The organism is Dactylosporangium darangshiense (genome assembly GCF_039537565.1).
GTDB lineage: Bacteria > Actinomycetota > Actinomycetes > Mycobacteriales > Micromonosporaceae > Dactylosporangium > Dactylosporangium darangshiense.
The window spans coordinates 492,446-507,235 of sequence record NZ_BAABAT010000001.1 but is presented as its reverse complement, the minus strand read 5'-3'; the positions used below and the strand labels follow the sequence as shown (position 1 = coordinate 507,235).

Genomic DNA, 14,790 nt, shown 5'->3' with positions numbered 1-14,790 from the left:
CTTTTGGCCCCATGGATGGTTACAGACCTCCGGCGACCTGGGGATTCATGACTCCCGTAACCCGGAGTGTCCGGTCATCCACAACAAGATACGTCCGAATTTGCCGCTTCCGCCCGCTCGCTGGGCGAATTGGGCGTTGTCGCTTTTCCTGGCGCCGAAACCGTCCGCGGCACAAGCGGGGCAGCGCGCGAGCGCAAAGTAAGGCTTACAGTGCACCGGCACAGACCGCCATACCGTCCACATTGGACAGAGCGGGGCCACCAGTAAGGCGATCCAGGGCAAGTACATCGTCGTGCTCAATAGCGCGACGACAACTGAATACCGCGACACCAAAGGTGGCCCGGCCGCACTCCATCAGAGGGGGGTGCGACCGGGCGGTCCGCTTTACGGCGGCAGTGTGGTCTCGGCCAAAGTCGCTTTCTCCCACTCCCGGCGCCTGAAAGGATGCGAATCGGGGACGGCTCGAGGGCTGACGGGGAGGAACAGGGCGTGGCGCGGCAATGGGCGAGTTTCGTGGCGGTCGGCGACAGCTTCACCGAAGGACTTGACGACCCACGCCCCGACGGACAGGGTTACCGCGGCTGGGCCGACCTCGTCGCCGGCGTGCTGGCCAACGGCAGCGCCGACTTCCGCTACGCCAACCTGGCCGTGCGCGGCCGGCTCTTCGACAACATCGCCGCCGAGCAGGTGCCGCTGGCCGTGGCGATGAAGCCCGACCTCATCAGCTTCGCCGGCGGCGGCAACGACGCGCTGCGCCGCTCGTTCGAGCTCGACGCGCTGGTCGCACGCTTCGACCGCACGATCGAGAAGCTGTGCGGGACCGGCGCCGACGTGGTCCTCTTTCGCTGGGCCGACATGACCGGCCGGATGCCGGGCGGCAAGATGCTCCGCCCGCGCGTCGACCTGTTCAACTCCGCCATCGAGTCGGTCGGCGTGAAGCACGGCGCGCACGTGGTGAGCCTGTGGGACGACACGGAGTTCGCCAATCCGCGGCTGTGGGGCATCGACCGGCTGCACCTGTCGCCGGCCGGGCACCGCCGCGTCGCCGCGCACGTGCTCACCAAGCTCGGCGTCGTGTGCGACCCGGAGTGGCTGGCCGCGCCGCCGCCGCCCGAGGAGCTGTCCTGGGTGTCGCGGAAGGCCGCCGACGCCATGTGGGCCACCCAGCACCTGGCGCCGTGGGTGAAGCGCCGGCTGACCGGCCGCTCCTCGGGTGACCGGGTGACCGCGAAACGTCCCGAGCTGGCTCCGCTCAACGAGGCCTGAGCCCACCCGCGGGAGCGCTAGGGTCGAAATCATGCCTGTTGCTTCCGATCCGGCGCCCGAGCTGGGCGCATATACGCATCCGGACCGGCTCGTCACCACCGCGTGGCTGGCCGAGCACCTCGACGACCCGGGCCTCGTCGTCGTCGAGTCCGACGAGGACGTGCTGCTCTACGGCACCGGACACATCCCGGGTGCGGTCAAGGTCGACTGGCACACCGAGCTCAACGACCAGGTCACCCGCGACTACCTCGACGCCGAGGGCTTCGCCGCGCTCTGCTCGGCCAAGGGGATCGGGCCGGACGACACGATCGTGTTCTACGGCGACAACTTCAACTGGTGGGCCACCTACGCGCTGTGGGTGTTCACCCTGTTCGGCCACCGCGACCTGCGCATCCTCGACGGCGGGCGGGCCAAGTGGGTCGCCGAGGGCCGGCCGATGACCAGGGACGTGCCGGCGCGGGAGGCCACGAAGTACCCGGTGGTGGAGCGCGTCGACGCGCCGATCCGGGCGTTCCGCGAGGACGTGCTCGCGCACATCAAGGCCGACCGGCCGCTGGTCGACGTGCGCTCGCCGGGTGAGTACTCGGGCGAGCTGCTGCACATGCCGGACTACCCGCAGGAGGGCGCGCTGCGCGGCGGGCACATCCCGGGCGCGGTCAGCAAGCCGTGGAAGCAGGCGGCGCGCGACGACGGCACGTTCAAGCCGGCCGACGAGCTGCGCCGCATCTACGCCGACGAGCTCGGGCTGGCGTTGAGCGACGACATCGTGGCGTACTGCCGCATCGGCGAGCGCTCGTCGCACACCTGGTTCGTGCTGACGCACCTGCTCGGGTACCAACGCGTGCGCAACTACGACGGCTCGTGGACGGAGTGGGGCAACCTCGTCCGGGTGCCGGTGGTGAAGGGCACCGACCCTCGGTGAACGCGAAGAGGGGGCCGCGACGCTGCGGCCCCCTCTTGCCTTGTTGCTTCTACTCGTCCTCGGCCGGCAGCGAGATCAGGTAGTCCACGACCTCGGAGAATCGGGCGCTCGCCATCCCCACGGTGAGGTCGGCGGCGCCGTAGTACAGGCGCAGCTCGTCGGTCGTCTCGTCGAGGACGAGACCGGAAGGGAAGACGACGTTGGGCACGTCGCCGACCCGCTCGTAGTCGGTATCCGGGCCGAGCACCCAGCTCGGGGTGCGCCGGATCACCTTGGTCGGGTCGTCGAGGTCCAGCATGACCAGCCCGACGCGGTAGATCGACGTCGCCACCATGGCCTTGACGCCGTGGTACACCGCGAGCCAGCCGTGCGGGGTCTCGATCGGCGGCGGCCCCATCCCGATCCGGGTGGCGTCCCACCACGGGCCGGAGCGGGCCTGCATGACCGGATCCGGCGTCGTCCACGAACGCAGGTCGGTCGACTTGGACAGCCACACGTCGGCCCGGGCCGACAGCACGGAGACCGGGCGGTGGAAGAGCACGTAGTGGCCGTCGATCATGCGCGGCAGCAGCGACGCGTTCTTGTCCTCGGGCGGCATCACGACGCCCAGTGACTCCACGGTCAGGAAGTCCTCGGTCCTCGCGAGCCCGACGCACGGGCCACCGGGGCCGTACGCCGTGTAGGCGATCACGTAAGCGCCGAGCTCCTGGACGTAGGTGACCCGCGGGTCCTCGACGCCCCAGCAGCTGTGCGCGTCGGTCGGGTCGTCGGCAATGAGGGGCTTGCCGTCGACGACCCAGTTGGTGCGCCCGTCCTTACTCCGGGCGACGGTCAGGTGCGAGATGCCGCGGCGGTCTTCGACCCGGCAGACCAGGACCGTGTCGCCGTTGTGCAGGCACGCGCCCGGGTTGAAGACGCTGTTGATGGGATAGGGCCAGTCCCCCGCGGTCAGCAGGGGATTGGTGGCTTCCCGATGGAACAGCTCCGCGTCAAAGTGCATCGGAATGGTCCTCCGTATTGCGCAGGCGGGGCGGTGTGGCGGTCGCGCTGTACCCCGCCGACGCCCGGCCGACCACGCGGCCCTTGTTGGTGGGCTTGGACAACGTGGTGACCGGCAGGGAGGTCGGAACCGGTGTCGTTGGCGCAACGGGATGCGGCAACGCGGCCAAACCGGCCCTGAGAAGACTGAGGAGCGCTTGGTAATAGGCTAGCGTGGACTCGGCGCCTTGGTTCCCATTTGGCTCAGTAGCAGACAAACCGTCATGGCAGGCGCCGGTGGTGTCCACGTAGAGCCGGGCGCCGGCTCGGTTGCGCCCGAGGAACCACGAGTAGCCCCAGCCGGCCAGCCGTGCAAGGTGCGGATCGGCCGTGTGCTGCCAGGCGTCGACGAGCGCCTCGGTGACCGCCGCCGCGTCGATCGGCTGCTCGTCGCCGTCGTCGGCCAGCCACACCGCGCTCGGCTCGCCGCGGCGGTGCCAGTTGTTGCCGACGCAGCGCAGGGTGCCGTCGGCGAGCCCCACGTGCTGCACGTACCAGTCCAGCGCGGCGACGGCCCGGGCGGCCGCGGCGTCGTCCTCCAGCAGCGCCGCGCCGAGCAGCATGGCCTGCGGCAGGCGCGCGTTGTCGTACGTGAGGTCCGGCTCGAACCAGCGCCAGGACGGGTCGACCGCGGACGTCTCGGCGAGCGCCTCGTCGAGCCGTGCCATCAGCGGCGCGACCAGCTCGACGCGGCCGGCGCGGGCGAGGCCGATCAGCGCGTACGCGGCCGAGCGCAGGCCGATCCCGGGCAGCGCGTCGGTGCGCGGGCCCAGCTCGTCCAGCAGTGTCGCCGCCGGCATTCTGATGTCATCCGGTACGGCGGGAGTGCCCACCAGCACGCCCAGTGCCCAGACCGTGCGCCCGACGTGGTCGCCCATGTGCGGCCAGTCCTGCCAGGTGCCGCCGTAGCTGAGCATGTTGTGCATCGAGCCGGACGGGTCGTACGCGGCGGTCAGGAACCGCATCGACTGCCGCAGCCACCGGGTGGCCAGCGTCGTCTGCTTCGCGTCGGTGCCGACCGCGAGCAGGTCCGCGGCAACGATCGCGAGCCGGGCAACGTCGTCGACGCAGTAACCGGAGGCCTGGTCCGGGTTGGGGCCCTGCGCGAACTGCAGGATGCCGATCTCGTCGGTGAGCCGGTCGAGGTGGTCGAGGTTGAGCACCGGCGCGGTGGCCGTGGCGTGGCCGGGGCGGGCCGAGGCGGCCTGCGACTGGCGCACGACGTCGGCGAAGAGGTCGGCCTCCCGGGCCGCGACCGCGGGCCAGGGCAGCCAGGCCGCGCACGCCTCCGCGACGGCCTTCGCCGCGGCGAGCGCCCGGGTGTCGCTGAGCAGGTCGATGATCTCGGCGGCGAGCGCGTCGCCGTCGCCGATCGGCACGACCCGGCCGGCGCCGCCGGCGAGCATGTCCTCGGCGTAGCTGTACGACGTGGACACGGCGGGCAGGCCGGCCCCCAGCGCGAAGGTGAGGGCGCCCGAGCAGATCTGCTCCGGCTGGCGATACGGCGTCACGAACAGCGTGCTCGCGTGCAGGATCGCCGAGAGCTCGTCGAGGCCGAGGAAGGCGTCGACGAAGTGGACGCTGCCGGCCAGGCCCAGCCGCTCCACCTGCGCATGCAGGCTCTCCCGGTAGACCTCGCCCCCCTGCCGCTTGATCTCGGGGTGGGTCGTTCCGGCGACGATGTACTGCACGTCGGGGTGCTTCTGGACCACCTCGGCGAGCGCGTCGATCGCGATGTCGATGCCCTTGCCCGGGCCGAGCAGGCCGAACGTCGTCAGCGTCGGCTTGCCCCGGACCCGCTCGAGCAGTTCGCGCAGGTCCGTGCGCAGCGTGGACGGCTCCGGCGGGCGACGCATCGCGTCGGGTGCGCCGTGCGGTACCACGACGAGCTGGTGACCCGCGGCGACGCCGGTGCGGATGGCGACCCGGCGCGCGGTCTCGGTGAACACGGTCACCCGAGCGGCACGGGCGCACAGGGCGCGCAGCGTGGCGGCCTGCCCCGGTGACGGCGTCGGCAGCACTGTGTGCAGCGTCAGCAGGTACGGGATGCCGCAGGCGTTGAGCGCGCGGGTGAGCTCCAGCAAGTGGGAGCCGTCCGGCCCGCCGAAGATGCCGTACTCGTGCTGGATCAGCACGACCTCGACGTCGGCCTCGCGCAGGACGCGGGCCGCCGCGGAGTAGTCCTCGATGCGGTCCTGGTTGATGGTGGCGACGACCTCGTCGCCGTAGGTGAGCCCGTCACGGTCGATGGCCACGACGACTGTTTCCAGATCGTCGGTGGCGACACCCAGTGCCTCGCGCAGGTCTGCGGTGTACGTCGCAAGACCGCATTGGCGCGGCACATAGGTCGACACGATACCGAGTCGATAGGTCGCGGCAGGGTGTGACATGAGCACATTGTTACCCCCGGCGGGGCCGAAAAACCTTCATACGCCCGGATGGGGAGTGTGGTGGGATCATGCCCCCCTGCAGCTCATGCCCGATATCACCCGACCAAACGCGTGGATGTTTATCAATTGCTTGCATTCGCCTGCGCGAGAGGCTAAACGTCACGTAATGTGACTTCGGACTGTCACCACCGACGCTGGAACCATTCCGGCAGCGGTTCTCGGGCGTCGATCCATTCCCGCGGAATGCGACCGGCACCGTGTCCTGGGCCGGCCGATGCGAGCCGTTGCCGAGAGTGGCGCCGGCCTCGCGCGGCTCGGCGCCCGGGCTTGGACAGGCTTACGGGGCTGGAAATGTCAGACCTACGCGGTAGCGTGCCCGCGTGGACCGGACGTTCCAAGTGGATCTGCGCGGGGTCGTCGACCTGCTCAGCCACCACCTCTATGCGAGCCCCCGGGTGTACCTGCGGGAGCTGCTGCAGAATGCCGTCGACGCGATCACGGCCCGGCGTGCGGCCGGCGGCGCTTCGGCGCCGGCGCTGATCCGCATCGAGCCGCCGGACGTCACCGGCGACGGCACGCTGCGCGTCATCGACACCGGTATCGGGCTCACCGAGGAGCAGGTGCACCAGTTCCTGGCCACGATCGGGCGCAGCTCCAAGCGCGACGACCTCGGCTTCGCTCGGCACGACTTCCTCGGCCAGTTCGGCATCGGGCTGCTGTCCTGCTTCCTCGTCGCCGACGAGATCCGGGTGCTGACCCGGGCCGAGGGCGCCCCGGCGGTGCTCTGGCGCGGGTTCGGCGACGGGCGATACAGCGTGCAGACCGAGGGCCAGCGCCGCGACGAGGTCGGCACGACGGTGACGCTGGTGCCGCGCCGCGATGCCGAGCAGTGGCTGCAGCGCTACACGGTGGTCGAGCTCGCGAGCCTCTACGGTTCGCTGCTGCCGTTCCGGGTCGAGGTCGCCGGGGTCCCCGTGAGCGGCGACGGGCTGCCGTGGCGGACCGGGGACGAGGGGCGGCGGGAGCGGCTGCAGGAGTACTGCCAGCAGCTCTTCGGGTTTGTGCCCTTCGACGCGATCGACCTCTCGGTGCCGGCGGCCGGGCTGACCGGGATCGCGTTCGTGCTGCCGACGCCGGCCAACCCGGCGGCGCGGGCCGGGCACCGGGTCTACCTCAAGCGCATGCTCCTCGCCGAGGGGGCCGAGGGGGTCCTGCCGCCGTGGGCGTTCTTCGCCCGCTGCGTGATCGACGCCGGCGAGCTGCGCCCGACCGCGAGCCGCGAGGCGCTCTACGAGGACTCGCTGCTGGAGGCGACCCGGGAGGCCCTCGGCGACCAGCTGCGCGGCTGGCTCATGCGCCTCGCCGGGCGCAACCCGCGCCGGCTCGGGGAGTTCCTCGACGTGCACCACCTCGGCGTCAAGGCCCTCGCGCTGCACGACGACGAGATGCTGCGGCTGGTCGAGCGCTGGTGGCCGATGGAGACCAACACCGGGCGCATGACGCTCGCCGACTTCCGGGCACAGCACGGGCTGGTGCGCTACTCCGCACAGCTCGACGAGTTCCGCCAGATCGGCGCGGTCGCCGCGGCGCAGGGCATGCCGCTGGTCAACGCCGGCTACATCTACGACACCGAGATCATCGAGAGGCTGCCGCAGGTCGAGCCGGGCGCCCTGATCGAGCGGGTCGAGCCGGGTGACCTGAGCACCGCCTTCGACGCGCTCGAGCCCGAGGTGGAGCTGGCCAAGCGGCCGTTCCTGCAGCTGGCACAGCGGGCCCTGGACCGGCTCGGCTGCGAGGTCGTGCTGCGCGCCTATGACCCGGCGGGGATGCCGGCGATGTACCTCACCAGCCGCTCGGCCTCCTTCGCCGCGGAGCTGCGGGCCACCCGCGAGCGCGTCGACGAGGTCTGGGCCGACGTGCTGGACGCGCTGGCCCGCACCGACGAGCAGGACCGCTCCCAGCTGGTGCTCAACTACCGCAACCCGCTCGTGCGTCGGGTCAGCGAGATCCCCGACCCGGACCTGGTCCGCCTCGCGGTCGAGGGACTCTACGGCCAGGCCCTGCTGCTCGGGCACCATCCGCTGCGGCCGGCCGACGCCGCGCTGCTCAACGGTTCGTTCCTCGGTCTGCTCAACAAGGCGGTGGGTCATGAAGAGTGAAGAAGAGCTGTGGTCGCTGCTGCGCGAGGCCTACCACATGCCCTACGGCGGCGCCCAGATCGCGCTCGTCGAGCAGGTCATGCAGCACGCCGACGCGGGCGGGCACGACGAGCTGCGGCTCGCGTCGCGGCTGTTCGCGACGTCGGCCTACGTGCAGGGCGGCGAGCCGGCGAAGTCGTTCGTGACGTTCTCGTGGTGCCGGGCCGAGTACGACGCGCACCCCGAGCGCTTCGACGCCGACGACGAGCACACCCTGCTGTGGCACTTCAAGTTCATGGTCAACGGCCTGCTGAAGTTCCCGGCCGTGCCGCTGGCGCGCACCTACGACGTGCTGGACGACATGGAGCGGCGCTACCGGGCCGGCGGGCACAGCCTGCACGCGGTCTACTCCCACCGCTACCAGGTCGCCGCGCACGTGGGCGACCCGGCGGCCGAGGAGTGGTATGCGAAGTGGAACGCCGCGCCCCGCGACAGCAACTCCGACTGCGCCGGCTGCGACCCGGGCGCCAAGGTCGACCACCTCATCGGCCTCGGCCGCGACGAGGAAGCCGTGGCCATGGCCGCGCCCGTGCTCGCCGGCCGGCTCACCTGCGTCGAGCAGCCGCAGTCGATCCTGACCTCGCTGCTCGTGCCGTATGTGCGCACCGGGCGACTCGACGAGGCGGCCGACGCGCATCGGCAGGCGTACCGGCGGCTGCGCGGCAACCTCGCCGACCTGCAGAGCATCGGCGCGCACATCGAGTTCTGCGCGCGGACCGGCAACGAGGCCCGCGGCCTCGAGCTCGTCCAGCGCCACCTGCCCTGGCTGGACCGGGCGCCCAGCCCGCAGGCCGACATGTGGTTCTCGGCGTCGGCGGCGCTGCTGCTCGGCCGGCTCGACCCGGGCTTCGCGCTCGGCGACAGCACCGCCGGCGAGCTCGCCGCGCGCCTGACCCGACGGGCCCGCGAGTGGGCGGGCCGCTTCGACGAGCGCAACGCCACCGAGTCGGTCTCCGGCCGCGTCGAGGCGACCCTGGCCGCCGGGCCGCTCGGGGACCACGTGCCGCTGAGCGCCGTCGCCCGCCGTCGCGTCGAGGCGCCGCCGGTCGCGGTCCCGCCGGCCCGGGACCTGCCGGTGCGGGAGCTGCCCACCGGCGCGGCGGAGCTCCTCGAGCGGATCCGGGAGTTCTACGACGAGCACCGCATCGACTCCGCCGAGGCCGCGCTCGACCGCTTCGACGAGCTGCACCCGCAGCCACCGGCCGACCTCGCCGTGCGCCGGCTCGAGGCCCGCGCCCGGCTGACCGCCTACCGCGAGGACGGCGGACCGGTCGCGCAGGCCATGTTGGCCGAGGCCGCCGCGGCCTACCGGGCCGGCGGCGAGGAGCTGCCGGCGCTGGCCTGCGAGGCCCGGGCGCTGCTGTGCCTGCGCGAGCCCGATGACGGCGTGCTCGCCGACGTCGAGGCGCTCGCCACGCGGATCCTCGCCCACCCCGGCGCCGACGCGGACACGCGCGCGGAGGCGCGGCTGCGCACCGAGTCGGCGTTGATGCGCCTGGAGCGCCCGGCCGACGCCTTGGCCTCGGTCGAGGCCGCGATCGCCGAGAAACCGCAGCGCCCGCTCTTGCGCGCCGACGTCGCCGCCCGGCGCGCCCACTACCTGCTCGTGCTGGACCGGCACGAGGAGGCGGCGGCGGGCGCGCAGGAGGCTCTCGAGCGGTATGCCGCCTTGGGCAACCCGCCGTCGGCCGGCATGGCGGCGCTGATCCGCGCGCACGCGCTGGGCAACCTCGAACGCTTCGACGAGGCGGTCGCGTCCTTCGACAACGCCCTCGCCCTTGCCGCCGAGCGCACGGTGCGCCTGTCGGCGCTGGTCGGGCGGGCCCGGGCGCGGCTGGCGGCCGAGCGCCCGGCGGAGGCGATCGACGACCTCGTCGAGGTGGTCGCCGACCACGTCGCGCACGGCGAGGACGTGCCGGCCGCCCTGTTGCGTTACGACCTGGCCGGCGCCTACCACCACGCCGGCCAGCCGCTCGACGGGGCCGAGGCCGCCGAGAGCGCGCTGGACGCGCTCGACCGGGCCGGCGCGCAGGAGCAGGCCGACCAGACCCGCTACCTGCTCTCGCGCATCTACCGGGAGCTCGGCGAGACGGACCTGGCGCTGGGCCTGCTGGAGACCCTCGCGACCAACCTCGACGGCTACGACAACCTGCCGGCCCGCGGCCGCATGCTCCAGGAGGCGGCCCAGCTGCTCTACGAGGCCGACCGCGACGCGCTGGCCGCGGACCGCTTCGCCGCGGCGGCGGAGGCCTTCCGGGCGTCCGGGATGGTGCAGCCGGAGATGTACACGCGGCGGATGCGGGCGCTGTCCCTGCGCTGGGCGGGCGACCTGCCGGCCGCGCTGTCGGCGCTGTCGGAGGCCGACGCCCTGGCCGTGCAGCTGTCCGAGTCCCCGGAGGGCACCGAGCCCTGGTTGATCTGGCAGCGCGCCATGCTCGACTGCGACGCCGCCCGCGTGTACATCGGCGCCGGCCGCCTCGACGAGGCCGCCCAGCGGTCGGCGGGCGCCGGCGACGCGCTGCGCTCGATCGGCTCCCTGAGCGACGCCCTGGACGCCGACTTCCTGCACGCCGAGTCCCTGATGCGCCTGGGCGACCCGTCCGGCGCGGAGCCGCACCTGCGCTCCGTCCTGGGCGCGGCGCCGCGGGGCTCGCAGATCGAACAGAACTCGGCCTGGATGCTGGCCGAGTCCCTGGAGTCACAGGGCCGATCGGAGGAGGCCGCGAAAATCCGCGCCGACTACCTGAACCAGTAGCCCCGCCGTTCGGACCTGGCCCGCGCGGTGCTTTGCCCCGGCCCCGCGCGGCGCTTCGGCCACGTTGCGTGGCGCTCGGCCTGGCCCGCGCGGCCAGCTCCGGTCCCCGGCGGCCAGCTCCAGCCGGGCGCGGCGCTTCGGCCTTGCCCCGGGGCCAGTTCCGGTTCCCCGCGGCGCTTTTGGCCTGGCCCCGCGCGACCGGCTCCGCCCCTCGCGACCGGCTCCGGCCCCTCACGACCGGCTCCGGCCCCGCGCGACCGGCTCCGGCCCCGCGTGACCAGCTCCAGCCCCGCGCGGCGTGGGCCTGGTCGGGGCGTTGGCCTGGTCGCGGCGCGACGAGCGGCGTCGGGATCAGATGGGCTCGGAGTCGGTGGTGTCTCGCTCCGGTTGGGAGGCGTCGGCGGCGGGCCCATGCTGGGAGGCCGCCCAGCTCGACAGGAGGCGTAGTGCGTCCTCGGTCGGGGTGTCGGGCTCCGCGGTGTACATGAGCAGCGTCTGGCCGGGGTCGGCGATCAGCGGGGTCGCCTCGTAAGGCAGCTCGAGGTCGCCGACGATCGGGTGGTGGAGGCGCTTGACGCCCGTGGTGTGGATGCGGACGTCGTGGCGGGCCCAGCGGACGCGGAAGTCCTCGCTGCGGGTGGACAGCTCGCCGATGAGTGCGGTGAGCTCCGCGTCGCACGGGTTGCGGCCGGCCTCGGCGCGGAGCAGGTTGGCGCAGTCGTTCGCGATCTTGTCCCAGGCGCGCCAGAAGATGCGGGCGGCCGGATTGAGAAAACCGAAGCGGGCCGTGTTGACCGGGCGGGACGGGGCCGCGTACATGGGTTCGTAGAGGGCGCGGCCCAGAGCGTTGGTGCCGATGACGTCCAGGCGGCACCTGGACGCGTGCCTGTCGCTGCTGGCCGTCGACGGCGTGCTGGTGACGGTCGGCGGGCCGCCGGAGGCGATGGCGGTGCACGCCAGCTCGCTGATCATGCGGAGGCGGACCCTCGCCGGGTCGATCATCGGCGGGTTGCCCCAGACGCAGGAGATGCTCGACTTCTGCGCCGAGCACGGCATCGGCGCCGAGATCGAGATCATCGGCATCGACCGGGTGAACGACGCCTACGAGCGCGTCCTCGCCTCCGACGTGCGCTACCGGTTCGTGATCGACACCGCCACGCTCGCGTAGGGCGCTGGGAGCGTATCCAGCGCGTTTGCCGTTAGTGATGGGATGTGATGAGCTTAACGAGCGTTCAGTGTACGGCTTGACACGAGGTTAGGCTTTCCCCATGACGCTGGAACAGCACGCGGTTCGACCGCCGGCGCAGTCGCGAGGAGCGGGGCCCGCCGGTCAGCGGCGGCGCTCCCGGCGCGACGAGATCCTCGAGATCGCCGTCGGGCTCTTTGCCACCCGTGGCTACCACGGGGTGTCCATGGATGACATCGGCGCGGCGGCCGGGGTGACCGGCCCCGCGTTGTACCACCATTTCGCGGGCAAGGAGGCAATGCTCGCGGCGGCGCTGATCCCCGTGAGTGAGCAACTGCTCGCCGGTGGGCAGGCGCGCATCGCCGAGGCGGGGGACGACCCCGGCAAGGCGCTGGCGGCGCTGGTCGACTTCCACGTCGAGTTTGCGCTGGCCAACCCGGCGGTCATCGCGCTGCATCTGCACGAGCTGGACCGGCTGCCCGAGGAGCCGCGGCGGCAGATCCGGCGGCTGCAGCGCCTCTATGTGGAGGAGTGGGTGTCGACGCTGACCTCGCTGCGCGGCGCGGACCTGGACGCGGGCGAGGCGCGGGTGCTCGCGCACGCGGCGTTCGGCCTCATGAACTCGACGCCCTTCCTGGGCGGCGAGGTCGACCGGGCGCGCCGCGCCGAGCTGCTGCGGGCGGCAACACTCTCCGCGCTGCAGGGATAACGCTCCGGGTGAGTCGTGGCGGTTATCCACAGGCTCACCGCCTTCCTACCCACAGAGTTATCCACAGGAGAACAGCAACGATGCTGAACTCATTGCTCGTCGCCAACCGTGGTGAGATCGCGCGGCGGATCATCCGCACCGCGCGCCGCCTGGGCATTCGTACCGTTGCGGTGTACTCGGAGGCGGACGCGGGGCTCCCGTTCGTGCTCGAGGCCGACGAGGCGGTTCTTCTCGGACCGGCCAACCCGGCGCAGTCCTACCGCAACACCGAGGCGATCCTGACCGCGGCCAAGACGACCGGGGCCGAGGCGATCCACCCGGGCTACGGGTTCCTGTCGGAGAACGCGGCGTTCGCGGCGACGGTGGCCGACAACGGGCTGATCTGGGTCGGGCCGGGGCCGGACGCGATCGACGCGATGGGCGACAAGATCAACGCGCGGAACCTGATGGCGGCCGCGGGCGTGCCGGTGGCGCCGGGCACGACCGACCCGGCGCGGACGGTGGGCGAGGCGCTGGAGGCCGCGGGCGAGATCGGCTACCCGGTGATGGTGAAGGCCGCGGCCGGCGGCGGTGGCATGGGCATGGCCGTCGCGAACGACGCCGACGCGCTGCGCACCGAGTACGACCGGGTGCGCGGGTTCGCGGAGCGGATGTTCGGCGACGGGTCCGTGCTGATCGAGCGCTACTTCCCGCGGGTGCGGCACATCGAGGTACAAATTCTGGGCCTGTGTGACGGCCGGGTCGTCGCGCTCGGCGAGCGGGAGTGCTCCGTGCAGCGGCGCAACCAGAAGCTGGTCGAGGAGACGCCGTCGCCCGCGCTCTCGCCCGGCAAGCGCGCCGAGCTGCTCGCGGCGGCCGTGCGGGCCGGCGAGGCGGTCGACTACCGCAACGCTGGGACCGTCGAGTGCCTGTTCGACCCGGCCGGCGACGAGTTCTTCTTCCTGGAGATGAACACGCGGCTGCAGGTCGAGCACCCGGTCACCGAGGCCGTGTTCGGCATCGACCTGGTCGAGGAGCAGCTGCGGATCGCCTCCGGGCTCGCGCCGACGTTCGACCCCGACGCGCTGACGGTCACCGGGCACGCGATCGAGGTGCGGGTCAACGCCGAGGACCCGAAGCGCTTCCTGCCGGGGCCGGGCGCGATCACCGCGTGGGTCGAGCCGAGCGGGGACGGGGTGCGGGTCGACGCGGGGTACAGCGCCGGCAACGTCGTCACGCCCAGCTACGACTCGCTGATGGCCAAGCTGGTCGTGCACGGCGCCGACCGGGCCGACGCCCTGGAGCGGCTGCGGGCCGCAGTGGCCGGCTTCGAGGTCGCCGGGCCGAAGGTCAACCTGCCCTTCTTCGCCGAGCTGCTGGGCAACCCGGAGTTCATCTCGGGCGACTACGACACCGGCATCGTGGGAAGGATGCGTGCGAGCAAATGAGCTTCGTCTCCATCCGCGAGGTCGGCCCCCGCGACGGCCTGCAGAACGAGGACCCGGTGCCGGCCGACGCCAAGGTGCGGCTGCTCGACGCCCTCTCCGCCACGGGTGTACAGCGGATCGAGGCGGTCTCGTTCGTCCACCCCAAGGCGATACCGCAGATGGCCGACGCCGCCGAGGTGTGGCAGCGCGCCGAGAAGAACCCGGCGGTGCGCTACTCCGCGCTCGTGCCCAACACCAAGGGCGCCGAGCGGGCGCTGGCCGCCGGCTTCACCGAGATCGAGGTGGTCGTCTCCGCCTCGGACACGCACAACCGGCGCAACGTGAACCGCTCGACCGACGAGTCGCTCGACGACATCGCGGTGCTCATCGACCTGCTGCACGGCGCCGGCGCCAAGGCCGAGGTGATCATCTCCACGAGCTTCGGCTGCCCGTTCGAGGGCGACGTCGACCCGGCGCGGGTGGCCGCGATCGTCGACCGGGTCGTGGCCGACGGCGCGGACCGGGTCGCGTTCGGCGACACGACCGGCATGGGCACGCCCCGGCGGGTGGAGGAGGTCGTAGGGTGGGTCCGCGACCGGCACCCGGACCTGCCGCTGCTGCTGCACTTCCACAACACCCGCGGCACCGCGCTGGCCAACATCCTGACCGCGCTGCGGATGGGCATCACCGAGTTCGACGCGAGCGTCGGCGGGCTCGGCGGGTGCCCCTACGCGCCGGGGGCGACCGGCAACGTGGCCACCGAGGAGGTCGTGCACATGCTGCACGACATGGGGTACGAGACGGGGATCGACCTCAAGGCGCTGCTGGAGGCGGCGCGGCTGGCGCAGGAGATCGTCGGCCGGGAGCTGCCGTCCGGGGTGCTCAAGGCGGGTCCGCGCCTCCCCTTGTGATGCACACAC

Annotated in this window: 10 protein-coding genes and 1 pseudogene; 8 read left to right on the top strand and 3 right to left on the bottom strand. The window is 72.3% G+C overall.

Annotated elements, in window-relative coordinates; genetic code table 11:
• Nucleotides 1-489 precede the first annotated feature (489 nt).
• The gene (locus ABD901_RS02205) at nt 490-1,266 is read left to right on the top strand and encodes an SGNH/GDSL hydrolase family protein (protein ID WP_380137444.1); all 777 of its coding nucleotides are present in this window, start codon (nt 490-492) and stop codon (nt 1,264-1,266) included.
• Nucleotides 1,267-1,297: 31 nt separating this feature from the next.
• The gene (locus ABD901_RS02200) at nt 1,298-2,188 is read left to right on the top strand and encodes a sulfurtransferase (protein ID WP_345120565.1); all 891 of its coding nucleotides are present in this window, start codon (nt 1,298-1,300) and stop codon (nt 2,186-2,188) included.
• A 49-nt stretch (nt 2,189-2,237) separates the two neighbouring features.
• Here the strand turns inward: ABD901_RS02200 and ABD901_RS02195 are convergent, their stop codons facing one another.
• Together ABD901_RS02195 and ABD901_RS02190 are read right to left on the bottom strand one after the other, a co-directional pair.
• On the bottom strand, nt 2,238-3,188 hold the full coding sequence (locus ABD901_RS02195) for a glycoside hydrolase family 130 protein (protein WP_345120563.1): 951 nt from the start codon (nt 3,186-3,188) through the stop codon (nt 2,238-2,240).
• Nucleotides 3,178-5,616, bottom strand: a complete 2,439-nt coding sequence (locus ABD901_RS02190; protein ID WP_345120561.1) for a glycosyltransferase — start codon at nt 5,614-5,616, stop codon at nt 3,178-3,180. Before ABD901_RS02190 ends, ABD901_RS02195 begins: the two co-directional genes overlap by 11 nt.
• A 380-nt stretch (nt 5,617-5,996) precedes the next feature.
• Here ABD901_RS02190 and ABD901_RS02185 point away from each other — a divergent pair, with 380 nt between their 5' ends.
• Both ABD901_RS02185 and ABD901_RS02180 read left to right on the top strand, forming a co-directional pair.
• A complete protein-coding gene (locus ABD901_RS02185; protein ID WP_345120559.1) occupies nt 5,997-7,775 on the top strand; it encodes an HSP90 family protein in 1,779 nt (592 codons plus the stop codon).
• The gene (locus tag ABD901_RS02180) at nt 7,765-10,569 is read left to right on the top strand and encodes a hypothetical protein (RefSeq protein WP_345120557.1); all 2,805 of its coding nucleotides are present in this window, start codon (nt 7,765-7,767) and stop codon (nt 10,567-10,569) included. The genes ABD901_RS02185 and ABD901_RS02180 overlap by 11 nt, the downstream gene beginning before the upstream one ends.
• A gap of 351 nt (nt 10,570-10,920) precedes the next feature.
• Here ABD901_RS02180 and ABD901_RS02175 read toward each other — a convergent pair whose 3' ends face one another.
• Nucleotides 10,921-11,388: an MmyB family transcriptional regulator gene (locus ABD901_RS02175; RefSeq protein ID WP_345120555.1), complete on the bottom strand. Its 468-nt coding sequence runs from the start codon at nt 11,386-11,388 to the stop codon at nt 10,921-10,923.
• A gap of 52 nt (nt 11,389-11,440) precedes the next feature.
• Between ABD901_RS02175 and ABD901_RS02170 the strand changes: the two are divergent.
• The 4 genes and pseudogenes from ABD901_RS02170 to ABD901_RS02155 form a co-directional block, all read left to right on the top strand.
• Nucleotides 11,441-11,737 (top strand): annotated as a pseudogene (locus tag ABD901_RS02170) (alcohol dehydrogenase); the annotation flags it as partial.
• A gap of 100 nt (nt 11,738-11,837) precedes the next feature.
• Nucleotides 11,838-12,464, top strand: a complete 627-nt coding sequence (locus ABD901_RS02165) for a TetR/AcrR family transcriptional regulator (protein ID WP_345120551.1) — start codon at nt 11,838-11,840, stop codon at nt 12,462-12,464.
• Between the two features lie 80 nt (nt 12,465-12,544).
• On the top strand, nt 12,545-13,891 hold the full coding sequence (locus ABD901_RS02160) for an acetyl-CoA carboxylase biotin carboxylase subunit (RefSeq protein WP_345120548.1): 1,347 nt from the start codon (nt 12,545-12,547) through the stop codon (nt 13,889-13,891).
• A complete protein-coding gene (locus ABD901_RS02155) occupies nt 13,888-14,781 on the top strand; it encodes a hydroxymethylglutaryl-CoA lyase (RefSeq protein ID WP_345120546.1) in 894 nt (297 codons plus the stop codon). The genes ABD901_RS02160 and ABD901_RS02155 overlap by 4 nt, the downstream gene beginning before the upstream one ends.
• Nucleotides 14,782-14,790: the final 9 nt, after the last annotated feature.

Excerpts from the sequence above, each read along its gene's own strand:
- ABD901_RS02200 (WP_345120565.1), top strand. The coding sequence starts at position 1,298 with ATGCCTGTTGCTTCCGATCCGGCGCCCGAGCTGGGCGCATATACGCAT.
- ABD901_RS02195 (WP_345120563.1), bottom strand. The coding sequence starts at position 3,188 with ATGCACTTTGACGCGGAGCTGTTCCATCGGGAAGCCACCAATCCCCTG.
- ABD901_RS02190 (WP_345120561.1), bottom strand. The coding sequence starts at position 5,616 with ATGTCACACCCTGCCGCGACCTATCGACTCGGTATCGTGTCGACCTAT.
- ABD901_RS02180 (WP_345120557.1), top strand. The coding sequence starts at position 7,765 with ATGAAGAGTGAAGAAGAGCTGTGGTCGCTGCTGCGCGAGGCCTACCAC.
- ABD901_RS02175 (WP_345120555.1), bottom strand. The coding sequence starts at position 11,388 with ATGTACGCGGCCCCGTCCCGCCCGGTCAACACGGCCCGCTTCGGTTTT.
- ABD901_RS02165 (WP_345120551.1), top strand. The coding sequence starts at position 11,838 with ATGACGCTGGAACAGCACGCGGTTCGACCGCCGGCGCAGTCGCGAGGA.
- ABD901_RS02160 (WP_345120548.1), top strand. The coding sequence starts at position 12,545 with ATGCTGAACTCATTGCTCGTCGCCAACCGTGGTGAGATCGCGCGGCGG.
- ABD901_RS02155 (WP_345120546.1), top strand. The coding sequence starts at position 13,888 with ATGAGCTTCGTCTCCATCCGCGAGGTCGGCCCCCGCGACGGCCTGCAG.